Annotated in this window: 21 protein-coding genes; 7 read left to right on the forward strand and 14 right to left on the reverse strand. The window is 72.5% G+C overall.

The features are described 5' to 3' along the window. Nucleotides 1-24: 24 nt before the first annotated feature. The 3 genes from fahA to AC1DX8_RS14895 are packed head-to-tail and all read right to left on the reverse strand — an operon-like array spanning nucleotide 25 to nucleotide 3,388. Nucleotides 25-1,266, reverse strand: a complete 1,242-nt coding sequence (gene fahA / locus AC1DX8_RS14885) for a fumarylacetoacetase (RefSeq protein ID WP_477630756.1) — start codon at nucleotides 1,264-1,266, stop codon at nucleotides 25-27. A 37-nt stretch (nucleotides 1,267-1,303) separates the two neighbouring features. Further along, the gene (locus AC1DX8_RS14890) at nucleotides 1,304-2,170 is read right to left on the reverse strand and encodes a hypothetical protein (RefSeq protein ID WP_477630710.1); all 867 of its coding nucleotides are present in this window, start codon (nucleotides 2,168-2,170) and stop codon (nucleotides 1,304-1,306) included. A gap of 54 nt (nucleotides 2,171-2,224) precedes the next feature. Continuing rightward, nucleotides 2,225-3,388, reverse strand: a complete 1,164-nt coding sequence (locus AC1DX8_RS14895) for a papain-like cysteine protease family protein (RefSeq protein ID WP_477630711.1) — start codon at nucleotides 3,386-3,388, stop codon at nucleotides 2,225-2,227. Nucleotides 3,389-3,636: 248 nt separating this feature from the next. On the opposite strand from AC1DX8_RS14895, the gene AC1DX8_RS14900 reads away from it, so the two are divergent. Both AC1DX8_RS14900 and AC1DX8_RS14905 read left to right on the forward strand, forming a co-directional pair. Next, nucleotides 3,637-4,902 carry a homogentisate 1,2-dioxygenase domain-containing protein gene (locus tag AC1DX8_RS14900; RefSeq protein ID WP_477630712.1) on the forward strand — a complete coding sequence of 422 codons (1,266 nt, stop codon included), beginning with the start codon at nucleotides 3,637-3,639 and terminating at the stop codon, nucleotides 4,900-4,902. 122 nt (nucleotides 4,903-5,024) lie between these two features. Continuing rightward, nucleotides 5,025-6,926, forward strand: a complete 1,902-nt coding sequence (locus AC1DX8_RS14905) for a bifunctional metallophosphatase/5'-nucleotidase (RefSeq protein ID WP_477630713.1) — start codon at nucleotides 5,025-5,027, stop codon at nucleotides 6,924-6,926. Between the two features lie 18 nt (nucleotides 6,927-6,944). Here the strand turns inward: AC1DX8_RS14905 and AC1DX8_RS14910 are convergent, their stop codons facing one another. The 10 genes from AC1DX8_RS14910 to AC1DX8_RS14955 form a co-directional block, all read right to left on the reverse strand. Then, nucleotides 6,945-8,036, reverse strand: coding sequence for a uroporphyrinogen-III synthase (locus AC1DX8_RS14910; RefSeq protein WP_477630757.1), 1,092 nt, complete (start codon nucleotides 8,034-8,036; stop codon nucleotides 6,945-6,947). A 20-nt stretch (nucleotides 8,037-8,056) separates the two neighbouring features. Continuing rightward, nucleotides 8,057-9,268 (reverse strand): uroporphyrinogen-III C-methyltransferase, encoded by a 1,212-nt coding sequence (gene cobA, locus AC1DX8_RS14915; protein ID WP_477630714.1) that lies wholly within the window; start codon nucleotides 9,266-9,268, stop codon nucleotides 8,057-8,059. Further along, complete coding sequence (gene nirD, locus AC1DX8_RS14920; protein WP_477630715.1) at nucleotides 9,265-9,693, reverse strand: nitrite reductase small subunit NirD; 429 nt, start codon at nucleotides 9,691-9,693, stop codon at nucleotides 9,265-9,267. Before nirD ends, cobA begins: the two co-directional genes overlap by 4 nt. Further along, nucleotides 9,690-12,269 (reverse strand): nitrite reductase large subunit NirB, encoded by a 2,580-nt coding sequence (gene nirB / locus AC1DX8_RS14925; RefSeq protein WP_477630758.1) that lies wholly within the window; start codon nucleotides 12,267-12,269, stop codon nucleotides 9,690-9,692. The genes nirD and nirB overlap by 4 nt, the downstream gene beginning before the upstream one ends. Before the next feature lie 10 nt (nucleotides 12,270-12,279). Beyond that, nucleotides 12,280-13,875 carry an FAD-dependent oxidoreductase gene (locus AC1DX8_RS14930; protein ID WP_477630716.1) on the reverse strand — a complete coding sequence of 532 codons (1,596 nt, stop codon included), beginning with the start codon at nucleotides 13,873-13,875 and terminating at the stop codon, nucleotides 12,280-12,282. Beyond that, nucleotides 13,872-16,097, reverse strand: a complete 2,226-nt coding sequence (locus AC1DX8_RS14935) for a molybdopterin oxidoreductase family protein (RefSeq protein WP_477630717.1) — start codon at nucleotides 16,095-16,097, stop codon at nucleotides 13,872-13,874. The genes AC1DX8_RS14930 and AC1DX8_RS14935 overlap by 4 nt, the downstream gene beginning before the upstream one ends. Before the next feature lie 14 nt (nucleotides 16,098-16,111). Then, nucleotides 16,112-17,533, reverse strand: coding sequence for an MFS transporter (locus AC1DX8_RS14940; RefSeq protein WP_477630718.1), 1,422 nt, complete (start codon nucleotides 17,531-17,533; stop codon nucleotides 16,112-16,114). Nucleotides 17,534-17,629: 96 nt separating this feature from the next. Beyond that, nucleotides 17,630-18,070, reverse strand: a complete 441-nt coding sequence (locus AC1DX8_RS14945; RefSeq protein ID WP_477630719.1) for a nitrite reductase (NAD(P)H) small subunit — start codon at nucleotides 18,068-18,070, stop codon at nucleotides 17,630-17,632. A gap of 155 nt (nucleotides 18,071-18,225) precedes the next feature. Beyond that, the gene (locus AC1DX8_RS14950) at nucleotides 18,226-18,810 is read right to left on the reverse strand and encodes an isochorismatase family protein (RefSeq protein ID WP_477630720.1); all 585 of its coding nucleotides are present in this window, start codon (nucleotides 18,808-18,810) and stop codon (nucleotides 18,226-18,228) included. Nucleotides 18,811-18,955: 145 nt separating this feature from the next. Beyond that, a complete protein-coding gene (locus AC1DX8_RS14955; protein ID WP_477630721.1) occupies nucleotides 18,956-20,263 on the reverse strand; it encodes a nicotinate phosphoribosyltransferase in 1,308 nt (435 codons plus the stop codon). Between the two features lie 46 nt (nucleotides 20,264-20,309). On the opposite strand from AC1DX8_RS14955, the gene clpS reads away from it, so the two are divergent. Both clpS and AC1DX8_RS14965 read left to right on the forward strand, forming a co-directional pair. Beyond that, the gene (gene clpS, locus AC1DX8_RS14960; RefSeq protein ID WP_477630759.1) at nucleotides 20,310-20,600 is read left to right on the forward strand and encodes an ATP-dependent Clp protease adapter ClpS; all 291 of its coding nucleotides are present in this window, start codon (nucleotides 20,310-20,312) and stop codon (nucleotides 20,598-20,600) included. A 1-nt stretch (nucleotide 20,601) separates the two neighbouring features. Further along, nucleotides 20,602-21,237 (forward strand): DUF2017 domain-containing protein, encoded by a 636-nt coding sequence (locus AC1DX8_RS14965; protein WP_477630722.1) that lies wholly within the window; start codon nucleotides 20,602-20,604, stop codon nucleotides 21,235-21,237. A 27-nt stretch (nucleotides 21,238-21,264) separates the two neighbouring features. Here AC1DX8_RS14965 and AC1DX8_RS14970 read toward each other — a convergent pair whose 3' ends face one another. Continuing rightward, entirely contained in the window at nucleotides 21,265-22,236 is a 972-nt protein-coding gene (locus AC1DX8_RS14970; RefSeq protein WP_477630723.1) for a type IV toxin-antitoxin system AbiEi family antitoxin domain-containing protein, read from the reverse strand. A 220-nt stretch (nucleotides 22,237-22,456) separates the two neighbouring features. On the opposite strand from AC1DX8_RS14970, the gene murI reads away from it, so the two are divergent. The 3 genes from murI to AC1DX8_RS14985 are packed head-to-tail and all read left to right on the forward strand — an operon-like array spanning nucleotide 22,457 to nucleotide 24,557. Continuing rightward, on the forward strand, nucleotides 22,457-23,278 hold the full coding sequence (gene murI / locus AC1DX8_RS14975; protein WP_477630724.1) for a glutamate racemase: 822 nt from the start codon (nucleotides 22,457-22,459) through the stop codon (nucleotides 23,276-23,278). Next, nucleotides 23,275-24,054: an MBL fold metallo-hydrolase gene (locus tag AC1DX8_RS14980; protein WP_477630725.1), complete on the forward strand. Its 780-nt coding sequence runs from the start codon at nucleotides 23,275-23,277 to the stop codon at nucleotides 24,052-24,054. The genes murI and AC1DX8_RS14980 overlap by 4 nt, the downstream gene beginning before the upstream one ends. Further along, nucleotides 24,051-24,557 (forward strand): ASCH domain-containing protein, encoded by a 507-nt coding sequence (locus AC1DX8_RS14985; RefSeq protein ID WP_477630726.1) that lies wholly within the window; start codon nucleotides 24,051-24,053, stop codon nucleotides 24,555-24,557. Before AC1DX8_RS14980 ends, AC1DX8_RS14985 begins: the two co-directional genes overlap by 4 nt. Nucleotides 24,558-24,568 lie beyond the last annotated feature (11 nt).

Consider the following 24,568-nt stretch of genomic DNA (forward strand, 5'->3'; position numbering starts at 1 on the left):
CCGCGGCCGGGCTCTCCCCGGTGGTCAGCGGGCGGGTCGGATCGTGCCGGTGACCTCGCCGAGGGTGAGGGTGGTGCCGTCCGACGCGGGGGCCGACGCACGCAGCACCACGGTGTCGCCGTCCTCGAGGAAGGTGCGCTCGCTGCCGTCCTCGAGCCGCACCGGCTCGGTGCCGTTCCACGAGAGCTCGAGGAAGCTGCCGCGGCTCTCCCTGGTGGCGCCGGAGACCGTGCCCGAGCCGAACAGGTCGCCGCTGCGGATCGAGGCTCCGTTGACGGACAGGTGGGCCAGCATCTGGGCCGGTGACCAGTACATGTCACGGAACTCGGGGCGGGCGACCACGGTGCCGTTCCACTCCACCTCGAGGTGCAGGTCCAGCCCGAACACCGCGTCGGATCCACCACGCAGGTAGGGGAGGGGTTCAGGGTCCTGACCGGGCAGTGGCACGCGGGCCGAGGCCAGGGCAGCCATCGGGGTGACCCAGGCGCTGACCGAGGTGCCGAACGACTTGCCGAGGAACGGCCCCAGCGGGACGTACTCCCAGGCCTGGAGGTCGCGAGCGCTCCAGTCGTTGAGCAGGACGACACCGAAGAGGTGCTCCTCGGCGGCCACGCCGACGTCCACCGGCTCGCCCAGTCGCGTGCCGCGGCCCACGACGAAGCCCACCTCGGCCTCGATGTCGAGCTTGCGACTCGGCCCGAAGGTCGGCGCCGGGTCGGACGGGGCCTTGCGCTGCCCCTGCGGGCGCACGAGGTCGGTGCCGGAGACGACGACGGTGCCGGACCGCCCGTGGTAGCCGATGGGCAGGTGCTTCCAGTTCGGGGTGAGCGGCTCGGAGTCGGGGCGGAAGATGCGCCCGACGTTCGTGGCGTGGTGCTCACTGGCGTAGAAGTCGACGTAGTCGGCGACCTCGATGGGCAGGTGCAGCGTGACGTCGTCGAGCGGCACGAGGTGCGGCCGGACGGCCCGCTCGTGGACGTCGTCGGTGAGGATCTCGACGAGCCACCCGCGGGCGACGGTCCAGGCCTCGTGGCCCAGGTCGAGGAACGCGTTGAGGCTCGGCTGCTCCCACGCCGCAGTGAGGTCAGGGCCCTCGCCCACGCCGACGGCGTCGCGACCGATCCGGGCCACCTCGCTGGCGTCGAGCACCCAGTCGCCGATCCGCACGCCGACCCGCGGTGCGGTGGTTGCGGTCGAGAAGACGCCGTAGGGCAGGTGGGCCGGGCCGTACGGGTGACCGGCGGGCAGGTCGAGCCACGTCTGCATGGGTGTGGTGGCGGGGGACGCCGTGGGGGAGGACATGTCAGGCTCCTTGGATCAGGCCGAGGGTGGTCAGCTCGCCGAGCGGGTCGGTGACCTCGCAACAGCCGTATGCCGTGAAGAAGGCCCGCACGATGGCCGCGTCCGCGGCGCTCATGCGGGTCACCTGGGGGACCAGGACGGAGGGGTCGCGCTCCGCGAGGATCGGCACGAGCTCGTCGACCTCCTCGCCGTTGAGCGCCCAGCGCACCGCCACCAGGACGTTGAGCAGGCCGTGCTGCTCCTGGCCGTCATGGGTGCCGCGGACGACGTGGTGGAGCCCGCCGGTGAGCTTGAAGCCGAGGTCGTGGTCGATGGCGGTGCGGACGAAGGTCGCCAGCTCGAGCTCGTCGGGCCAGGCCCACGTGGGGGTCGACCCGGTGCGGAACTTCGCTTGCAGGGCAACGGAATCGCAAGCATCGGCCGCGATGTCGGCGACCGCGGCCGTTTGCTCGGGGCCGCGCGGCACCTCGAGCGTGCGAGCGAGCCCGGCGAAGTCCGTGGCCCTCCACTGCGGCGTCCACCCGAGCTCCACGCCCACGACCTCGACGCTGGCGGCCTGCCGCAGCAGCGCGACCGCATCGGCCACCTCCGCTCCCGGGGTCCCGGGTCGCCCGATGACCCCGACCCGCAGCCGCGCCCCGTCGAGCGGGCCGGCGAGCAGGCCGACGAGGTCGGGTGCGGCGGAGGCGGGGACGAGCAGCGGACCCACGCACGCGGCATACCCGCTGGCGCGGTGGAGGTGGTGGAGACGCACGGCGTCGGCGAGCGGTGCGTTGCCCGGGGGGAAGACGGCGGCGTCGTCGACGAGGCGGGCGAACAGGGCCGGCTCGGCCGGGCGGTCGGCCACGGCGTCCGACAGCGATGTCATGGCGGTGAGGCTACCCGCGGTCGGGCCGGCCCTGTTCGTGCGGGTGGGCCGGGATCAGGCGCCCATCGTGTCGTCCATGTCGGCGAGTGGCCGGGCTGCCTCGCGCAGCGCGGTCAGCGCCTCGGCGAAGGCCACCGGCTCGCCGGTGGGCAGCGGCCCGACCGCGGTCAGCGGCACGAGCTGGTCACTCTTGGCGTCCTCGTAGCTGAGCCACAGCGCCTCGAAGTTGAGGGCCGGCACGCGGTAGAGCCGCAGCTCGCAGCTCTGCTCCTGGCCCTCCGCCTGGGCGACCGCGCCCTCCAGGGCCCGGACGAACGGCTCGAGGTGGGTGGGTGACGCCGACATCTGGCGGATGGTGCCCTGCTGGTCGTCGTCGACGTCGTAGTAGGCCTGGGGGACGCCGTCCACCGTCTCGTAGACGCGCAGGCCCGACGCGACCGGGCCGGCGTCCTTCTTGCGGCTGGTGAGGGTGTCGAGGCCGACGGTGTAGACGCGCTGCGCCAGGCCGAGGGAGGCCGTCGTGTCGGAGGCCGATGCGCGGGCGACCTCGGGGTTGACCTCCTGCTTGAGCTTGAGCAGGGGACGGACCTCCCAGATCCGCCGCAGCACGGCTTCCTCGACGAGGATCGGGATGATCGGCAACCTGAAGTACCTCTTCGTGTAGTACGTGTGGGTCCAGGTGCCGGAGCCCTGGTAGTTGGTGGAGAAGTCGTTCACGCTCAGGTGCGACTTTCCGTAGATCGGGTCGTCGATGTCAAAGTACTCAAGCCCGAGGAACGTCGTGTAGCCGTAGATGCACATGAAGTGCCCGCCACCGCCGCTCCACCCGATCCGGGCGCCCACCGGTCGACCGGCGTCGATCTCGGCCTTCACGGACGAGAACGACGCAGGGCCGGTGATGCTGACGAAGTTGTTGGTGCGGGTGAGTGCCTTGTCGAGCCACCACGGTACGTTGCAGGCGCTGGGCACCGGTGTGTCGCAGGCATCGGTCCGACCGAGCTCGGCGTTCGCGACCCGACACTGGGTCCAGCTGCTCCAGAACCAGTAGTAGTGCGAGACCGACGTCGACGTGGCGGCCCAGCACCAGTTGGACTGGGTCTGCGCCTGCATCGTGAAGTTCAGCTGCCTGGACTTGAAGAGCGTGCCCCACCAGTCCAGGTCCCAGATCAGCGAGCTGTACGGCCGGGACGTCGCCGCGACCCATTCCTGTGTGCTCATCGTCGTGCCCTCCCTCGGAGTCGACCCGCCCGGCGTCGGGCCGGCGGGGTGTGGGGGCTGGTCCAGTCTCGTCCCGAACGGCCCGGATGGGCTCATCCACCTGTCGTAGACCGCTGCGGGGGCAGGTAGGTCCGACTTGCCTGTGTTGGCGTGGATTGTCACGACCGCCGACGGGCGTCGTCCACCCGAGGTGTCGTGGTGGCCGCCGGTCGTGCAATGCTCGCCCCACCCGGACGAGAGAGTGAGCGATGGCGTTCTACCAGCACCAGGGCAACATCCCGCCGAAGCGGCACACCCAGCACCGCCGACCGGCCGGCCGGGGCAGGCAGGGCGAGCTCTACTACGAGGAGCTGATGGGGGAGGAGGGCTTCTCCTCCGACTCCTCGCTGCTCTACCACCGGAACATCCCCTCCACGGTCGCGGGCGCGCGGGAGTGGACGATCGGCGACCTGTCGACGACGCCCAACCACCCGCTGATGCCACGGCACCTGAAGCTGCACGACCTCTTCGAGGCCAAGGAGGTCAAGCACACCGACGTCGTCACCGGCCGTCGCCTCGTCCTCGGCAACGGCGACGTGCGCATCTCGTATGCCGTGGCCGGGGCGCCCAGCCCCTGGTACCGCAACGGGATCGGCGACGAGTGCGTCTACGTCGAGCGCGGGAGGGCGCGGGTCGAGACGGTGTTCGGGGCGTTCGACGTGGCCGAGGGCGACTACCTCGTCATTCCCCGCGCGACGACGCACCGGTGGATCCCGAAGCGCTCGACCAAGGACCCGTTGCGCGCCTACTGCATCGAGGCGAACTCCCACATCGCCCCGCCGAAGCGCTACCTGTCGAAGTACGGCCAGCTGCTGGAGCACGCGCCCTACTGCGAGCGCGACCTGCGGGCACCGGCCGGTCCGCTGCTGGCCGAGGACGTGGGTGCGAAGGCCGACGACGAGACCGAGGTCTACATCAAGCACCGCGGCAACGGACCGGGCGGGATCGTGGGGACCGTCCACACCCTGCCGTTCCACCCGCTCGACGTCGTGGGCTGGGACGGGTGTCTCTACCCCTACGCGTTCAACGTCCGCGACTACGAGCCGATCACGGGTCGGGTGCACCAGCCACCGCCGGTGCACCAGGTCTTCGAGGGCTGGAACTTCGTGATCTGCAACTTCGTGCCACGCAAGGTCGACTACCACCCGCTGTCGATCCCGGTCCCGTACTACCACTCGAACGTCGACAGCGACGAGATCATGTTCTACGTCGACGGCGACTACGAGGCGCGCAAGGGCTCCGGCATCGGCAAGGGCTCGATCTCGGTGCACCCCGGTGGCCACGCACACGGCCCCCAGCCGGGCGCCTCGGAGGCGTCCATCGGCGTCGAGTACTTCGACGAGCTCGCGGTCATGGTCGACACCTTCCGACCCCTCGAGCTCGGTGAGGGTGGACGGGCCGTGGACGACGGCACGTACGCGTGGTCGTGGAGCCGTGGCCGCAGCAACGACGGTTCCGACTACAGCATCGGCTGACCGCAGCGTGGTCGGGAACCGGTCGACCGCGTTAGGGTGAAAGACCCACCCCGTCGACGACGACGGGGCACGCGCACCGGGACACCACCCCCGCTCCCGGCCACTTGTCGTTGGAGGCAACCGTGACGTCCGCCCGCACCGCCGTTCAGGACCTGGTCCAGCAGGAGAAGAGCCGTCGCGAGATGCTCGCGCTCGCGGTGGTCGGAGGCGCGGGGGCCGCGTTCTTCGCCAGTGCGCCGCGTGCCGACGCGGTGCCCGAGGCAGGCAGCCCCCGCACGAAGCAGCCGACCCAGTTCCGGCTGACGGTCATGGGCACGACGGACACGCACGGCAACGCCCTGAACTGGGACTACTTCAAGGACCTCGAGTACGACGACTCGGCCCACAACGACATCGGCCTGGCCAAGATCGCCACGCTCGTCAGCGCGGTCCGAGCCGAACGCGGCGAGGACAACACCCTGCTGCTCGATGCCGGCGACACGATCCAGGGCACGCCGCTGGCCTACTACTACGCCAAGGTCGACCCCATCACCGGCGGGTCGAAGCACCCGATGGCCAAGGCGATGAACGCGATCGGCTACGACGCGGCGGCCCTGGGCAACCACGAGTTCAACTACGGGCTCGACACGCTGCGAGCCTTTGAGTCGCAGTGCACCTTCCCCCTGCTGAGCGCCAACTCGGTCGACTGGACCAGCGGGGCCCCGATCTTCAAGCCCTACGTGATCCGCACCTTCAAGGTCAGCGGGGGCCGGCCCGTCAAGGTCGGCATCCTCGGCCTGGTGACGCCCGGCGTCGCCATCTGGGACAAGGCCAACGTCGAGGGCCTGGTCCGGTTCCCCGGCATCGTGGAGCAGGCCAAGGTGATGGTCCCGCGGCTGAAGCAGGCCGGGTGCGACCTCGTCATCGTCTCGTGCCACTCGGGCGCGAAGCCCGGCTCGTCGTACGGCAACGCCCTGCCGTTCCCGGAGAACGCGTCCCGCCAGCTCGCCGAGGAGGTCGCGGGGGTGGACGCCGTCCTCGTGGGGCACGCCCACGAGGAGATCATCCAGCTGCCGGTGCCCAGCAAGGTCACGCCGGGCAAGACGGTGCTCCTGACCGAGCCGCTCAAGTGGGGGATGCGGCTGGCCGTCATGGACTTCGACCTCGAGTTCGCCAAGGGTCGCTGGACCCTGACCCGCTCCGGGGCGACCCTGCTCAACGCCAACACGGTCCCCGAGGACCCGGACGTGGCCGAGCTCGTGCGTGAGGACCACGCCGTGGTGCGCACCTACGTCAACTCGGTCATCGGCACGTGCACCCTGGCCATGTCGGCCGCGACCGCGCGCTTCGAGGACACGGCGGCGATCGACTTCATCAACCACGTGCAGGCCGGCGCCGTGAAGGCAGCCCTGGCCGGCACGCCCGACGAGTCGCTGCCGGTCCTGTCGATCGCCGCGCCCTTCAACCGGGACGCCGCCATCCCAGCCGGCAACGTCACCGTCCGCGACGTCGCGGGGCTCTACATCTACGACAACACCCTGCTCGGCATCCGGTTCACCGGCGCGCAGGTCAAGGCGTACCTGGAGTACTCCGCGGCCTACTTCAAGACCGTCACCGGCACGGGGCCGTTCGCCCCGGGCGACGTGACCGGCGCGACCAGCCCCGCGACCGGCAGCCCGATCCCGGACTACAACTACGACATCATGGGCGGTCTGGACGCGTCGCTGGCCTACGACATCGACATCGCCCAGCCGGTGGGTCAGCGGATCACCAACCTCACCTACGCCGGGCAGCAGCTCGACCCGACGGCAGGGTTCGTCATCGCGATCAACAACTACCGCCAGTCCGGCGGTGGCGGCTTCCCGGGCGTGACCACGGCACCGGTCCTCTACAACGCCCAGGTCGAGATCCGGCAGCTGCTCATCGACTGGACCACCGAGCAGGGCGTGATCGACCCGACCACCTTCACCACGTACGACTGGAAGCTGGTCTCCAACGGCCAGCCCGTCGTCGTCGAGGGTGCGGCCGAGGGCGGTCGCCACTGAGGGGTCGTTGAGGGTCGGTCAGGTCGTGGTCAACCGGTAGCCACGCTTGACCACGGTCTTGACGATTCCCTTGTGCCCCACGGCCTCGCGCAGGCGCGCGATGGCGACCTCCGCAGCGTGCGGGTCGGTCGAGTCGCCGGGGAGGACGGACAGCACCTGGGCGCGCGTGACCACTTCGCCGCCGGCCTCGGCCAGCACCCGGAGCACCTCGAGCCCACTGGGTGACACCGGGAGGACGTGGTCGTCGAGGAGGGCCACGGTGCGTCTGACCTGGAGGCGCCCGGCGGTGGTCTGGACCGCGGAGGTCTGGGCCTGCTCGTAGTGGTTGACCAGGGTGCGGACCAGGGCTCCGAGACGCCCGCGGTCGGGGATGATCGGCTGAATGCCCCTGTCCTGCAACGGTTTTGCCGTGATCGGACCGACCGCTGCCACGACCATGGCCCCGCTGCCGATCCGCTCCACGATCGCGGAGCCCACCCCCTGGGAGTCCATCTCGGCGAGCCAGGCCGCGGCGCCGGGTGCGGACGTGAACACCGCGGCGTCGATCTCGCCGTCCGCGGCGGCCAGGACCGACAGCTTGAGGGCCACCGGGTCGGGTGGTGGCCCCCAGCGGTAGACGACGAGGCTGCGCACCGTCGCGCCGGCGGCGGCCAGCTCGGTGTCGAGGCCGTCAGCTCCCGCGCCGTGGTGCTGGACCGCGACCACCTGCCCGGCCACCCCCTCGGCGAGGAGCAGGTCGAGGATCTCCGCGCTCGTCTCCGACTCGGCCACCCAGTCCGCCTGGAGCCCCGCGGCCTGGAGCGCCCCGTGGGCCTTGGGGCCGCGCGCGATGACCCGCGCCCGGGAGAGCACCTGCACGAGCTGGTCGGCCAGACCTGCCGCGTCGGCGGCCTCCACCCAGCCCCGGAACCCGATGCCTGTCGTGATCACCACGATGTCGGGCGGAGCGTCGAGCAGCTGCCGGGTGTGCGCCAGCAGCTCGTCGTCGTGCTCGTGCGGCACGATGCTCAAGGCGGGTGCGTGGCGGACGATCGCACCGCGCCGGGTCAGGGCGGACGCCAGCTCGCCGGACCGGCGGTCTGCGGTCACCAGCACGACGCAGCCGGCCATCACCTGGCCGAGCCGGGTGCTCACGGCGGAGCCGCCAGGAAGCCCTCGGCCGCCACGGCGCCCACGACGACCACCGCCGGGGCGCGCACCTGCTGGTCGGCGCAGGTCGCGACGATCGTCGAGAGGGTGGCCCGGGTGACGCGCTGCGTCGGCAGGCTGGCGTCCTGCACCACGGCCACGGGCACCTGCTCCGGCGCCCCGGCTGCGACGAGGCGTGCCACGTGGTCGGCCAACAGGCTGATCCCCATCAGCACCACGAGGGTCGCCTCGCCGCGCACGACTGCCCCGACCGCGGTGTCGTCGAGCCGCGTGTGGCCGTGCGCCACGTGCACGGCGGCGACCGTGCCGCGGTGCGTCACGGGGATCCCCGCAGCGGCCGGGGCCGCGAGGGCCGAGCTGACGCCCGGCACCACCTCCACCGGTATGCCGTGGGCAGCCAGGGCGAGCTCCTCCTCGCCGCCGCGGCCGAAGAGGAAGGGGTCGCCACCCTTGAGGCGCACCACCTGACGCCCCCTCTGGGCCTGCTCGACCAGGACGCGGTTGATCTCGTCCTGCGTGACGGCGTGCCGGCCGGGGGTCTTGCCCACGTCGATCACCTCGACGTCGGTCGGCAGGTCCGCCAGGACACTGGTCGGACCCAGGCGGTCGGTGACCACCACGTCCGCCTCGGACAGCAGGCGACGCGCCCGGAGGGTCATGAGGTCGGCCGCGCCCGGGCCTCCGCCGACCAGCGCCACCCGCCCCTGGGGCTCCCGCCGACGTCGGGCGCGCAGGTCGACGTCACCGAACTGCAGGCTGCGCTCGAGCTGGTCGCGCACCGACCTGACGCGGTGGGGGTCGGGTGCGCCGGTCGACACGACGCCGACGAGGAGGCCGGCGTGCTCGGCGGTGGCGGGGGTGCGCGCGGTCCCGAGCTCGGTGTCGCTGGCGCAGACACTCCACACCCGCGCATCGGTCGCCCACCGCGAGACCTGGGCGTTCACGCCGGCGTCGTCGGTAGCCGCGTGGACGAGCCAGGCGCCTGCCAGGTCTGCCTCCGTGACCTCCCGGTCGACCCACGTGACCGTGCCGTCGGCGACGGCGTCGACCAGGTCCTCGCAGAGCTGCGGTGCCACGACCGTGACGGCCGCACCGTCCTGCGCCAGGGCGGTGGCCCGACGGGCCGCGACCGGCCCCCCGCCGGCCACGACGACCGGGCGGCCGGTCACGTCCAGGCCGACCAGCGTCGTCATCCCGCACCGTCCCCGGGGGAGACCGGGAGGGCGATGCTCACGACGCCGTCGAGGACCTCCACCGGGTAGGAGCGCAGCGGCTGCGGCTCCTTGCCCACCGCGTCGAGGCACTCGCCGGTGCGCAGGTCGAAGACCTGCTTGTACATCGGGGAGGCGACCGTCGGCACGCCCCCACGGCTGCCGACGATGCCTCGGGACATCACGTTGGCCGCGCTGTAGGGGTCGAGCTGCTGCACGGCATACACGTGGTCGTCGTGGGTGCGGAACACCGCGACCTGCACGCCGTCCAGGAAGGCGGCCGCGCCCCGCTCCGGGGAGAGGTCCGCCAGCTGGCACACCTGGTGCCACGTCACAGCCGACCCGTCCTCGGTCTGGGGCTCGACCACGAGGGCGACGCCCGCCTCGCCCTCCGCGCGCAGGTTCATCGCCGCACCTCCAGGGTCGTGCCGGCGATCAGCACGCCGCCATCGGAGCGTTCCGACTCCGTGGCCGGTCGCGGCTGGCCACGTTCGCTGACGTAGGCCAGCGTGTCGTCGGGCTGGTCGGGCGCGTTGACGAAGGACCCGAAGCGGCGCAGGGTCTCGGGGTCGTCGAGGGCGGCGGCCCACTCGTCCTCGTAGCCGTCGACGTGGCCGGCCATCGCCAGGTCGAGGTCGGCGCCGATGCCCAGCGCGTCCTCGAGCACGACCGCACGCACCGCGTCGAGCCCGCCCTCGTGCTCCTCCAGCCAGGCTGCCGTCCGCTGCAGGCGGTCGGCGGTGCGGACGTAGTACATGAGGAACCGGTCGATGGTCCGGACCAGCGTCTCGGTGTCGAGGTCCTCGGCCAGGAGCTGGGCGTGGCGTGGCGTGAAGCCGCCGTTGCCCCCGACGTAGAGGTTCCAGCCGTGGTCGGTCGCGATCACCCCGACGTCCTTGCCGCGGGCCTCGGCGCACTCGCGCGCACAGCCCGACACCCCGAGCTTCAGCTTGTGCGGCGACCGGAGCCCCCGGTAGCGCAGCTCCAGCGCGATGGCGAGCCCGACAGAGTCCTGCACCCCGTAGCGACACCAGGTCGAGCCCACGCAGGACTTCACCGTGCGCAGGGACTTGCCGTACGCGTGCCCGGACTCGAAGCCTGCGTCGACGAGCCGCTTCCAGATCTTCGGCAGCTGCTCGATCCGTGCCCCGAACAGGTCGATCCGCTGGCCACCGGTGATCTTGGTGTAGAGCCCGAAGTCCTTGGCCACCTCACCGATGGCGATCAGCCCTTCGGGGGTCACCTCGCCGCCCGGGATGCGGGGGACGACGGAGTAGGAGCCGTCCTTCTGGAGGTTGGCCATGACGTGGTCGTTGGTGTCCTGCAACGACGCCCGCTCGCCCTCGAGGATGTGGCCGGTGCCGAGCGAGGCCAGGATCGACCCGATGACCGGCTTGCAGATGTCGCAGCCGCGGCCGGTGCCGTGCCGCGCGATGATCTCGCTGAAGGTGGTGAGTCCCTGGACGCGGACGACGTCGAAGAGCTGGGCCCTGGACAGCTCGAAGTGCTCGCAGAGGGCAGTGCTCACCGCGATGCCCGACTTCTCCAGCTCGGTCGTCACCAGGCGCTTGACCAGGGGCAGGCAGGAGCCGCAGCTGGTGCCTGCGCGCGTGCAGGCCTTGACCCCGGCGAGGTCGGTGCAGCCGCCGTCGGTCACCGAGCACCGGATGGCGCCGGCCGTCACGTTGTTGCAGGAGCACACCGCCGCGTCATCGGGCAGGTCGCCAGCGGGTGCCGGCGCCGCCCCTTCGGGCAGCAGGTATGCCGCCGGGTCGCCTCCCAGCGCACGCCCCACCATCGGGCGCAGCGCGGCGTAGGCGCTGGCGTCGCCGACCAGGATGCCGCCGCGCAGGGTGCGGGCGTCATCCGACATCACGAGCTTCTTGTAGACGCCCGCGACGGGGTCGGAGATGACCACCTCGAGCCCGCCGGGCTCTGCGGCGAAGGCGTCGCCGAACGAGGCCACGTCGACCCCGAGGAGCTTGAGCTTGGTCGACAGGTCGGCACCGGGGAAGGTGCCCTCGCCGCCGAGCAACCGGTCGRCCACGACCTCGGCCATCGTGTAGCCGGGTGCGACGAGGCCGAGGGTGCGACCGCCGATGCAGGCCACCTCGCCCACCGCCCAGACCGCCGGGTCGGCCGTGCCGCAGGAGTCGTCGACGACGACGCCACCGCGCTCGCCGACCTCGAGACCGCACTCGCGGGCGAGCTCGTCGCGTGGACGGACCCCCACGGCGAAGACGACCACGTCGACGTCGAGTGGGGGCCCTTCGGCGAACTCCATGCGGGAGACCCGTCCCAGCTTCCCCACGATCTTCGAGGTGGCGGTGCCGGTGCGGACGGTGACCCCCAGCGACTCGATCAGCCGCCGCAGCGCCTCGCCGCCACCCTCGTCGACCTGCAGGGGCATCAGGCGGGGCGCGAACTCGACGACGGTCGTGTCGACCTCGAGGGCGGTGAGCGCACCCGCAGCCTCGAGCCCGAGCAGGCCACCGCCGACCACGGCCCCGCGCAGGGGCCGGTCCACCTCGGCACGCAGGCCCTCCACGTAGGAGCGCAGCTCCGCGACGTCGTCGATGGTGCGGTAGACGAACGCCCCGCGCAGGTCCTTGCCCGGGACCGGGGGCACGGCGGCATACGAGCCGGTGGCGAGCACCAGCGAGTCGTAGGGCAGGACGCGGCCGTCGGAGGTGCTGACCGTCCGGCCGGCGCGGTCGACCGAGGTCGCGGCGACGCCGCGGCGCAACGTCACCAGCGGGTCGTCCCAGAGCTCCTGGCCGCCGAGGGCCAGGTCGTCGGGGTCGCGTCCGGTGAAGTAGGACGTGAGGGCCACGCGGTCGTAGGGGGCACGCGGCTCCTCGCAGAGCAGCGTCACGGCCCACCCACCGGCCACGTCGCGGGAGCGCAGGGCGTCCACCAGCCGGCGCGCGACCATGCCACCGCCGACGACGACGAGCTGGCGCGGAGACGTGGGCTGGACCATGGCGGCCACGTTAGGAGCCTGCCGTTTCGGTGCTGTGGATCATGTGTTTCCCCTTCGTTACGTGGTTCTCACTGGTTTCGGCGCGATCGGGTGAGGCGCGCGGCGTCAGCCAGTCGACGAGGGCGCAGACGTCGTCACGGCACCCGCCGCAGCCCGTCGTGGCGCGGGTGGCGTCGGAGACCTCGGCCGCGCTCGTCGCGCCGCCGTGGACGCATGCGGTGATGTCGGCCTTGGTCACGCCGTTGCACCGGCAGACGGTGGCGTCATCGGGCAGGTCGGCGGGCGAGGTGCGCCCGCCGCCCGGGTGCGGGGCGAGCGCCGGGAGCAGCAGGTATGCCGGGTCGGCCGGGATGGGGGTGCGCCGGGTGTACGTGGTGACCAGGTCGGCCCCGAGGGCGCCGGCTCCCACACAGGTGGCGCCGACGAGCCGGTCGCCGGAGACGACGACCTCGACGTGCCGGCCGACCTCGGGGTCGCTCAGCCGCAGCGTGCGCTGGGCGGGGTCGTCGGCCCGCCCCGAGCCGCACACTCCCATGGTCACGACGTCGAGGCCGTGGGCCTTCAGCCGGACCACGTCGCTGCCCGAGGTCGACGACCGCCGAGCCAGGTCGCTGGTGGGCGAGCCGGCGGAGGGCGAGCCGGCGGACGACGCGACGGCGGAGTCGCGGCACAGGTGGGCGGCGAGTCGCCGGGACTGCTCCCAGCCCTGGGCCACCAGCCCGGTGCCGCCCTCCGGGGGCTGGGCGCAGTCGCCGATCGCGAACACGCGGTGGTCGTCGGGGCAGCGGAGGTCGTCGTCCACGACGACCCCACGGTCCACCCGGAGCCCGGCATCGGTTGCCAGCGCCGTGCTGGCCACGGTGCCCGTCGCGAGCACCAGCAGGTCGGTCGCCACGACCTCCCCGTCGTCGAGGCGAAGCCCCGTCAGCCGTCCGCCGTCGACGAGGGCGCTGGTGGCCCCGACCCCGACCCGCTGGTCGATGCCCAGGCGAGCCATCGCGAGCTCCACCACGCGGCCGGCCTCGGCGTCGAGCTGGCGCTCCATCAACGTGGTGGCGGGGTGCACCACCGTGACGAGGACGCCGCGGCGGGCGAGGCCGCACGCGGCCTCCATCCCGAGCACGCCGCCACCGAGGACCACGGCCCGGGTGGCGTTGAGGGTGGCGGCCACCACCTCACGGGCGTCGTCGATGGTGCGGAGCGCGTGGACGCCGACGGTCAGGTGGTCGCCGCCCTGCGCCTGGTCGTCACTGCGCAGCCCCGGGAGGGGAGGCACCCGGGCTGCTGAGCCGGTGGCCAGCACGAGCCGGTCGTAGCGGAGTCGGTGGCCGTCGGCGGTGTGGACCACGCGGTCCTCGCGGTCGATGTGCGCCGCGGGCTCGCCCCGCAGCACCGTGAGCCGCGGACTCGTGGGGGTGGGCAGGGTGAGCGCCGAGAGGTCGTGCTTGCCGGCCACGACTTCGCTGAGCAGCACCCGGTTGTAGGGCTCGCAGGCCTCGGCCCCCACGACGGTGACGTCGTAGCGGCCCGTGGTGTCGGCCGCCAGCAGGTCCTCGACGAACCTGGAGCCGACCATGCCGTTGCCCACGACGACGAGGCGGGTCATGCCGACGCTCCTGCTGTGGAGCGGGTCACGTCACCGGGCTGCAGCCGGGCCGCGGTGACGGCCACCGCGCACACCTTGAACTCGGGCATGCCGGAGACGGGGTCGGTCGCGTCGTTGGTGAGCCGGTTGACGCTGCTCGTGCCGGCCCAGTGGAACGGCACGAACACGGTGTCGGGACGAATCGAGTCGGTCACCCTCGCCGGGACGGCGAGTGATCCCCGTGCCGTGGTCAGCCGCACCAGCTCACCGTCGGCGACCCCGATCCGCGCCGCCAGCAGGGGGTGGACCTCGGCGAAGACCCCGCCCACGGCCCCGGCCAGGGCGGGCACCCTGCGGGTCTGTGCACCGGACTGGTAGTGCTGCAGGACCCGACCGGTCACGAGGTGGAGGGGAGCGTCTGGCCGCAGGTCGTCGGCTGGTCCGAGGTGGTCCGGGGCCACCATCAGGGCACGGCCGTCCGGGGTGGGGAAGGAGTCGGCGAACAGGCGGGGGGTGCCCGGGTGGTCGGGCCGGCCGTCGTCGGTCGCCGGACACGGCCAGTAGAGCGCCTCGCCGGTGTCGAGCCGGGCATGGCTGATGCCGCTGTAGTCGGCGCGGCCCCCGCGACTGGCCCGGGCGAGCTCGTCGAAGACGAGGGTGGGCTCGGTGTCCCAGGTGCCCGCAGCCCCGAGGCGTGCGGCCAGCTGGGCCCAGACCCAGAGCTCGCTGCGCACGCCGGTCGGGGGCCGGATCGCCTTGCGCCGCCTGATGACCCGGCCCTCCAGCGAGGTCATGGTGCCCTCCTCCTCGGCCCACTGGGTGACGGGCAGCACCACGTCGGCCAGCAGCGCCGTCTCGGAGGGCACGAAGTCGCAGACCACCAGCAGGTCGAGGGCGGCGAGCCGTTCGGCCACGCGGTGGACGTTCGGGGCGCTGACCAAGAGGTTGGAGCCGTGCACCAGCAGGGCGCGCGGGCCGTCGGGCGTACCCAGCGAGGCGAGTAGCTCGACCGCCGGCTTTCCCTTGCCCGGCAACGACTCCGGCGGCACGCCCCAGACCTCGGCGACGTGGGCGCGGCCTGCCGGGTCGTCGATCATGCGGTAGCCGGGCAGCTGGTCGGCCTTCTGACCGTGCTCGCGGCCTCCCTGGCCGTTGCCCTGTCCGGTGACCGCGCCATACCCGCTGCCCACCCGACCCGGGAGGCCGAGGAGGAGCGACAGGGTGATGGCTGCCGACACCGTGGCGGTGCCCTGGCGGGACTGCTCGACGCCCCGGCCGGTGAGCACGTACGCGCCGGCACCCCCACGGGCGGGGCTGGCGGCAGCGAGCAGCCGGGCGGCGGAGCGCAGGAGGTCCGCGGGCACACCGCACACCTGCTCGGCCCGCTCCGGCCACCACAGCGCGCAACGGCGACGGACGTCCTCGAGCCCGTTCGTGCGCCGCCCCACGTAGTCCGTGTCGACGAGGCCCTCGGTGACGAGCACGTGCTGCAGGGCGAGGAGCACCACGAGGTCGGTGCCCGGGACCGGCTGGAGGTGCAGGCCCTGGTCGTCGGCGGCCAGCTCGGCGGTGGCGCTGCGGCGGGGGTCGACGACGACGAGGCCGCCCCGAGCGCGCACGCCGGCCAGGTGCGCGACCGACGGCGGCATGGTCTCGGCCAAGTTGCTGCCCAGCAGGAGGACCGCGTCGGCTCCCGCCAGGTCGGTCAGGGGGAACGGGAGGCCCCGGTCCACCCCCAGCGACCGGTTGGCTGCCGCGGCGGCGCTGCTCATGCAGAACCGCCCGTTGTAGTCGATGTTGGCGGTGCCCAGCGCCACCCTCGCGAACTTGCCCAGCTGGTAAGCCTTTTCGTTGGTCAGGCCCCCTCCGCCGAACACCGCGACGGCGTCCGGCCCGGACTCCTGTCGTATGCCGCGCAGCCGGTCCGCGACGAGGTCCAGGGCTTCGTCCCAGCTCGTCGCACCCAGCTCGCCGTCGACCCCGCGCACCAGTGGGGTGGTGAGTCGGTCGGGAGCCCCCAGCACGTCGCCGCTGGTCCAGCCCTTCTGGCACAGGCCTCCCCGGTTCGTGGGGAAGTCCCGGCCCTCGACGGTGACGCCGTTGGCACCGTCGAGTCCGGGGGCGGCCGTGAGGGTCTGGGCGCACTGCAGGGCGCAGTACGGGCAGTGGGTGGCGACACCCGGGCCCCCAGCGGTACTGGCGCTGGGAGTCGGGGCGCCGGAGGCGGGGGCCGAAGGGGTCACCGTGGGTTCCCGGCTCAGATCGACTCGGAGGCGAGGGCGGAGCCGCGCCGGGCGTAGACGGCATACGTCGTTGCAGCCATGAGGGCGTAGGCGACCACGAACACCCAGAGGGCCGGGACCAACGACCCGTACGTCGCCTTGGCCATGGCGAAGCCACGGGGGATGAAGAAGCCTCCGTAGGCGCCGACCGCCCCAGCGATGCCGATGCACCCGGCCGCCGTCTTGCGGGCGAGGGGGAGCCGCTCGGCGCTGACGCCGGCACGGAAGACCGCCGGGATCATCCGGTAGGTGGCGCCGTTGCCGATGCCCGCGCCGACGAACAGCACGATGAAGGAGCCGAAGAACACGACGAAGGTGTGGGACTTCAGGCCTTCGATGGCTCCGACCGCGCCGGCCATGAGCAGGGTGAACGAGGCGATCGTGACCCGGGCCCCGCCGAGCCGGTCGGCCACCATGCCTCCGAGGGGGCGGGTGAGTGCCCCGATCAGGGCGCCCAGGAACGCGATCGTCGTCGGCGTCTCGGGGAACTGGGTCTTGAGCAGCGTGGGGAAGGCTCCGGAGTAGCCGATGAACGACCCGAAGGTGCCGATGTAGAGGAACGAGATGATCCAGGTGTGCCGGTTGCGGGTGGCTGCGGCGAAGCTGCGGTAGTCGGCCCGGGCGCCCGTGAGGTTGTCCATGCCCCGCCAGGCCAGGACGGCCGCGAGCAGCGCCAGCGGGATGAACATCAGGCCCGCTCGCTGCAGGTGCGTGCCGGCGCCGATGGTGATCACTGCCGGGACCACCAGCTGCACCAGACCGGTGCCCAGGTTGCCGCCGGCGGCGTTGAGCCCCAAGGCCTTTCCCTTCTCGGCCTCCGGGAAGAAGAAGGAGATGTTGGTCATCGACGAGGCGAAGTTGCCGCCGCCGAAACCAGCCAGGGCGGCGCAGGCGAGCAACAGCCCGAACGAGGACGAGGGCTCGCTCACGACCCAGGCGAGGGCGGACGCCGGGAGCAGGAGCAGCAGCACCGAGATGATGGTCCAGTTGCGACCACCGAAGCGGGGCACGGCGAAGGTGTAGGGGATCCGCACCGTCGCGCCCACCAGGCTCGGCACCGCGATGAGCCAGAACTGCTGGTCGAGGGTGAGGCTGAAGCCCGCGCCCGGGAGCAGCGGCACCACCACGCTCCAGAGGGCCCAGACACAGAAGCCGAGGAACTCGGCGAACACCGACAGGCTCAGGTTGCGCCGGGCGATGGCGCGGCCTCCGCCGCGCCAGAAGGTCGGGTCCTCGGGGTCCCAGTGGTCGATCCACCGCCCCCGGCGGCGCGCCGGCCCGACCGCCGAGGGCGCGCTGGGTGTGGTGGACGGGGTCGTGGACGGAGTGGTGGAGGTGGTGGTCGACGGGGTGGTCGACGTCGTGGTCGTGGGGTCGGGGCTCAGGTTCGTGGTCACGCAGTCAGCGTGGCAACACTGTGTTTCCCGACCGGACGGCTGCCGTAAAGGCTCCGTAACCATTGCCGCACAGTGGGTTCGGTGCGGGTGTGAGAACTACGCGCTGACGCCGACAGCGGCCGTCTGGTGCGCACGGACGGCACTGACGTCGACGTGGACGACGTCGGCGACGACCTCCACGGGGTAGGTCCGCAGACGCTGCTGGGGCAGGTCGACAGCGTTCAGGCAGGCGCCGGTCCGCAGGTCGAACACGAGGTGGTACAACGGCGACACGACCACCGGCGTGTGCCCGACGCGCGACAGCCGTCCGCCCGCGACACCGCACCCGGTGTAGGGGTTGCTGTCCTCGACCGCCCACACCCGGTCGCCCGCGCGGAACAGCGCGAGGGCCACGCCCGCGACCGTGAAGGCTGCCCCGTGCCGGGTCGGCACGTGCTTGAGCCCGCAGAGCGCCACCAGGTGGGGCGCCACCCGCGCCGACGCCACCCGCGCGGACGGCGTCCGCGGTCGCGCGGCAGCATCGGGGTCCTCGTCCACGCGGCCACGCTAGGGACCGGCTGTTTCGGGGTGTGGGTGCCCGTGTGACGTCCCTGTAAACCCTGGTGACCAGGTGGCGCCCACGGCCCGGGCGGGTGACGTCCTCAGCCCGGCCGGGCGGGTCACGCCCTCAGCCCGGCGGGCGGGTGGTGCCCTCAGACCGGCACGCCGGTCGTCTCGACGCCCGCCGCTGCCAGCTCGGCCAGCGCCGCCTCGGTGGTGTCGGCGGACACCCCCGCCGTGAGGCCGAGGAGCACCGTGGTCTCGAAGCCCTCGTCCGCGGAGTCGAGGGCCGTGGCGCGGACGCAGTGGTCGGTCGCGATCCCCACGACGTCCACCTGCTCGATCGCCCGCTCGCGCAGCCAGTCGGCCAGCCCCACCTTCCGGTCCGCCTCCACGGTGAACCCCTCGAACCCGCTGTACGCGGCGGTGTGGTGACCCTTGCGGAAGATCGCCTCCACGTGCTCGAACGCGGGCTCGGCGGCCGGGTGGAAGAGCGCGCCGTCGCTGCCGACACGGCAGTGCGCCGGCCAGCTGTCGACGAAGTCGGGGTCGGTCGAGAAGTGCCCACCCGGGTCCTCGTGCCAGTCGGCGGTGGCGACGATCGCGGCATACTCGCCGTGGTGGGCGACCACGTGCTCGCTGACCTTCCGGGCCACCTCGGCCCCGCCGGTGACGGCGAGCGAGCCGCCCTCGCAGAAGTCGTTCTGCACGTCGACGATGACCAGGGCGCGACTCATGCCCCAACGCTACTTGGCGACGCCCGCGCACCTGCCGGTAACGCCGGCGCACCTGCCGGACATGCACCAGATGTCAGAATCGCCGCCGTGGAGGGGACGGCACGGCGGCGAGCGGGGACGACCTCACCGGGACCCGTGACGGGCCTCAGTCCTCGTAGACCGTGGGGATGGCGGGCTCGCCGCGCTGCAGCCGCAGGGCGGCGCGCGGGAGCTCGGCACGGGAGGCCGCGTGGCGCTCGCGGGCGTCCTCGAGGGTCGACGTCGCGGTGGTGCGCCCGCCTGCCATGAGCGGGACGAGCAGCGCGCGGTCGTCGCCGTCGCCGGCCGGAGGCTCGCCGACACCGAGCACCTCGGCCTCGGCGACGCCCTTGGCGTTGCGCCGGCGCAGCGCGTACTTGCGGCCGGCCACCGAGGCCTTGTCCTTGCTCTTCTTGGCGACCCCGACCATCACGCCGTCGTCGTCCGTGCGGGCCACCAGCTTGTAGACCAGGCCGGCCGTCGGGGCGCCCGATCCGGTGACCAGCGAGGTCCCGACGCCGTACCGGTCCACCGGTCCGGCGGCCAGCGCCGCGATGGCGTGCTCGTCGAGGTCGCTGGTCACGACGATCTGGGTCTGCGTGGCCCCCAGCCGGTCGAGCTGTTCGCGCACCTCGCGGGCCTGCACCAGCAGGTCGCCCGAGTCGAGCCGCACCCCGCCGAGCTCGGGACCGGCCAGCTCGACCGCCAGGGCCACGGCAGTCGGCACGTCGTACGTGTCGACCAGCAGGGTCGTCCCCTTGCCCAGTGCGGTGATCTGGGCAGAGAAGGCCTCCCGCTCGTCGTCGTGCAGCAGGGTGAAGGCGTGGGCGGCGGTGCCGGCGGTGGGCACGCCGAACCGCCGTCCCGCCTCCAGGTTGGAGGTGGTCGCGAACCCCGCGAGGTATGCCGCGCGGGCGGCAGCCACCGCGGCCTCCTCGTGCGTGCGGCGAGACCCCATCTCGATGCAGGGCCGGTCACCAGCGGCCGAGGTCATCCGCGACGCGGCGGAGGCGATGGCGCTGTCGTGGTTGAGGATGCTGAGGAGGAGGGTCTCGAGGACCACGCCGTGGGCGAAGTCGGACTCGACCACGAGCACCGGTGAGCCGGGGAAGAAGCACTCGCCCTCGGCATACCCCCAGACGTCGCCGTCGAAGCGGTAGTCGGCGAGGTAGTCCAAGGTCGGTCCGTCGACGACGTCGCGCAGGTGCTCGAGCTCGTCCTCCGCGAAGCGGAACCGCTCGATGGCGTCGAGCAGCCGGCCCGTGCCGGCGACGACGCCGTAGCGGCGGCCATCGGGCAGACGGCGGGCGAACACCTCGAACACACAGCGGCGCGCGGCCGCCCCGCTGCGCAGCGCGGCCTCGAGCATCGTCAGCTCGTAGTGGTCGGTCAGCAGGGCGGTGCTGGGAGGGCTGCTCGGTGAACGCGTGGTCACGCAGGCAGCCTAAGGTGGAGCCGTGCCGCACGCTGTTCCCCTCGAGCTGTCCATCGCCCCCGTCCAGCAGGAGAGTGTCTCCACCGACGAGCTGGCCGAGGTCGACGTCCCGTGGATCACGCTGGTGTGGAACGACCCGGTGAACCTGATGTCCTACGTGACGTTCGTCTTCCAGACCTACTTCGGCTACTCCAAGGCCAAGGCCGAGCGGCTGATGATGGACGTGCACACCAAGGGGCGGGCGGTCGTCTCGACCGGCGCACGCGAACGCATGGAGACCGACACCGAGGCGCTCCAGGGCTACGGCCTCTGGGCCACCTTCCAGAAGGACAGCTGACGTGGCCCGGGGTTTCAAGCGCCGTGACGGACACTTCGTCGCCAAGCTCGACGCCGTCGAGCGCGGCCTCGTCGTGGGGCTGATGGAGCAGGTGCTGGAGCTCGTCGAGCCGGAGCCCGAGGTCACCACCGAGTCGGCGACCGACGGCGGGGACGAGTTCGACCGCATCGTGGCGGGGCTGGGCGGGATCGGCCAGGGCGTGTCGGTCTCGGCAGCCGACCAGGTGCCTGAGCTGTCGGGGTCGGTGCCCCCGCCGCGCGACCCGGCCCTGGAGCGCATCTTCCCCACCGCGAACCGGCAGGACGAGCAGGTGGCGGCCGAGTTCCGCCGACTCACCGAGGACGGCCTGCGGTCCCGCAAGGCAGCGAACCTCACGACGGCCATCGCGGCACTGTCGGCGATCGAGGACCAGAAGATCTCGCTCGAACGGCCACAGGCGCTGGCGCTGCTCATCGCCCTGACCGACGTGCGCCTCGTGCTGGGGGAGCGACTGGGACTGAAGCAGGACGACGACCTCGACCTGCTGGAGGAGCAGGTCTCCGGCCTCGAGGACGACGACCCCGCGGTCTACGCGCTGGCCGTCTACGACTTCCTCACCTGGCTGCAGGAGACGCTGGCCCACGCCCTCACCCCCTGACTGCAACCTGGGCGCCGTATGGGGTGCTCAGGTTGCGGGATGGGACGCGGCGAAGCGGGCGTCGGCCACAGGACACGTGGGGGAGCACGGCGTGGGTATGCCGCGCCAGCCCCGGGTGTGCAGGGTCAGGGCGATGTCCAGGGCGACCTGGCAGGAGTCGTGCACCACGTCGACCCAGCCGCAGCGCAGCGTCAAACGACCCGACCGAGCTGCACGGCGGTCGCGAGTCCGGTCGCGCCGCAGCCCCTCCCCGGCATGCCCGAGCTCGCCATCGACCTCGGCGATGAGCTGCCACTCCTCCCAGTCGAAGTCGCGCCGGAGCTTGCCTCCGGGCGCCAGCTCCTCGGCCTGCATGCGGGGTTCCGGCAACCCGTGCCTGCGGATGACATCGCGCACGAAGCGCACTTCCAGGATGCTCTCGGCGCCGTCATCAATGTCGCTGAGGGCGAGGCGGAGCTCGCGGAGCCAGCGGTGCTGAACCCGGCGGCCGAGGCTCGCCGCGATGAGGGGAGCAGTGGTCATCCGTCGTTGGACGGCGCGCGCGGCGAGGGCGATGGCGGCATCCAGCGAGCGGGACCCAGCGAGGTCGACGACGGTGTCGGCCACGCTGCTGACCGCCAGCCTGTCGACGATCGTGCTCGCCACCCCAGCGCGTTGTTGCACCCTGATGCCGTCGCGTGAACGCACCCGGCGGGTGGGCGGCACGCAGATCACCACGAACTCGGGCTCGTTCGGCTCCAGCTCGTGGAGCCAGGCCGCCGCCAGGTGCGTGAGCGCAGCCTCGCGGCCGACCAGGAGGAGGGCGGCCATCAAGCGCGCCTTGACGCTCGGCTCGCCGTTGTTGGTGAGGTAGACGCCGCGCTCCAGCCGGCGCCACCACGCCGCCTCGAGGCGGTGTTGCACCGCCTTGCGCGGGACGCCGGCGAGGTTGGCCTGCCGCATGGTCACGACGCCGTGCTGGACGGCGGCCAGTGCAGTCAGGGGTGAGGGATCACGCATACCGCATGGTCACGGCATACGGAGGTGGTCTCGGGAAGTTCTCCACAGGCAGCACCCCAGACCTGCAACCTGAGCCCCCTAGAGGGCGCTCAGGTTGCGGGAAAGGGGCGGGGAAGGGGCGGGGAAGGGGGCGGGGAAGGGGGGCGGGGGAGACGGGTGTGACACACGAGACGCAGCATGGATGAGGACGCGACCGGGGTCGGCACCTAGCCTTGACCCCGTGGCGGACGCACCCATCGGGATCTTCGACTCTGGCTACGGCGGGCTGACCGTCGCGCGCGCAGTGCTCGACCAGCTCCCCCACGAGTCGATCGCCTACTTCGGCGACACCGCCCGAGCCCCCTACGGGCCGCGCCCCATCGCCGAGTCGCGCGCGTTCGCCCTCGAGTGCCTCGACCGCCTCGTCGACCACGGTGTGAAGGCCCTCGTCATCGCCTGCAACACCGCGAGCGCCGCCGTCCTGCACGACGCCCGCGAGCGCTACGAGGTCCCGGTGGTCGAGGTGATCCGCCCGGCCGTCCGCCGCGCCGCGCGGGCCACCCGCAACCACCGGGTCGGTGTCATCTCCACGCAGGGCACGCACCAGTCGGGCGCGTACGTCGACGCCTTCGCCGCGGCCCCGCACCTCGAGGTCACCAGCGTCCCGTGTCCGCGGTTCGTGGAGTTCGTCGAGTCCGGGGTGACCACCGGGGCCGAGGTGATCGAGGTCGCGCGTGGCTACCTGGCACCGCTGGTCGACCGCGACGTCGACACCCTGGTGCTCGGCTGCACGCACTACCCGCTGCTGACCGGCGCCATCTCCTACGTGATGGGCGACGGTGTCACGCTGGTCTCCTCCGCCGACGAGACCGCCAAGGACCTGTACCGCGTCCTCGCCGATCGCGACCTGCTCCGCCCGGGCCACCTCCCCGCGCCCGAGCACGGCTTCACCACGACCGGCGACGCCGAGGAGTTCCGCGCGCTGGCGCGCCGGTTCCTCGGGCCGGAGGTCGGCGACGTCTACGGCAACTCCGTGGTGTGGTCGGTCGTGGTGGCCCGATGAGACTCACCGTGGTGGGCTGCTCCGGCTCCTTTGCCGGACCCGATTCGCCGGCCTCGTCCTACCTTGTGCAGGCCGAGCACGAGGGACGCCGGTGGTCGATCGTGCTCGACCTCGGCAACGGCGCCCTCGGACCGCTGCAGCGCTACGTCGACCTCGCCGAGATCGACGCGGTGTTCGTCAGCCACCTGCACCCCGACCACTGCGTGGACGTGTGCGGCCTCTACGTCACGCGCAAGTACCGCCCGAGCGGCCCCGTCGAGGGGCAGCTGGCCGTCCACGCACCCACCGGGGCGGCGGAACGCTTCGCGCTGATGTACCACGGGCTCGAGCACGGTGGCATGACCAACGAGTTCGCCGTGCACGAGCTGGCCGACACCCAGGTGACCCGGGTCGGGCCGTTCACCGTCACGGCCTACCGCGTCAACCACCCGGTCGAGGCGTACGGCTTCCGCGTGGAGGCCGATGGTGCCGTGCTGGCGTACACGGGTGACACCGACTCGTGCGATGCCCTCACGCCGCTGCTCACGGGCTCCGACCTCGCGCTCACCGACAGCGCCTTCGTCGAGGGACGCGACGACACCCACGGAATCCACCTCTCGGGTGGACGTGCCGCCGCCGCGGCGCTCGCCGCCGGTGGCGTCCGCCGCCTGGTGCTGACCCACATCCCGCCCTGGAACGACCCCGAGGTATGCCGGGCCGAGGCCGCCGCCGTCTGGTCCGGTCCCCTGGAGGTGGCCGTGCAAGGCGCGACGTACGAGGTGGGGGAGAGCTCGTGAGTGGGGACGCGGCGGGCCCGGTGCCGGTGGACCGTGCGGCCGGCTTGCGGATGTACGAGGACTTCCTCGCCGCCCACCCCGACGTCCCGCGTCGGGACGACGTCGACGTCGTCTGCTTCGGCGACGGGCCCGAGCTGGCCGACGAGCTCCTCGGCTTCATCGTCGGCGGAGCCAAGCGCGCCACGGCCAGCCTGGTGGCGGGGTACCTCGCGTCGGGCGAGCCGTTGCCGCCGCTGGGGGCGTACTGGGTCTGCTGCGACGGCGCGGGGAGGCCGCGCGCGGTGCTGCGCACCACGGAGCTGCGGCTCGGCCCGTTCCACAGCGTCGACACCCGGTTCGCCTGGGACGAGGGGGAGTACGACCGCACCCTGCAGACCTGGCTGGACGGCCACCGCGCGGCATACGAGCGGCAGTGTGCCCGCCTCGGCCTCGAGTTCTCCGAGGACCTCGAGGTCTGCTTCGAGCGGTTCACGCTCGTCTGGCCACCTGACCTCGCCGACTGACGACGCACTTC

Source organism: Pedococcus sp. P2_A3 (assembly GCF_056405035.1).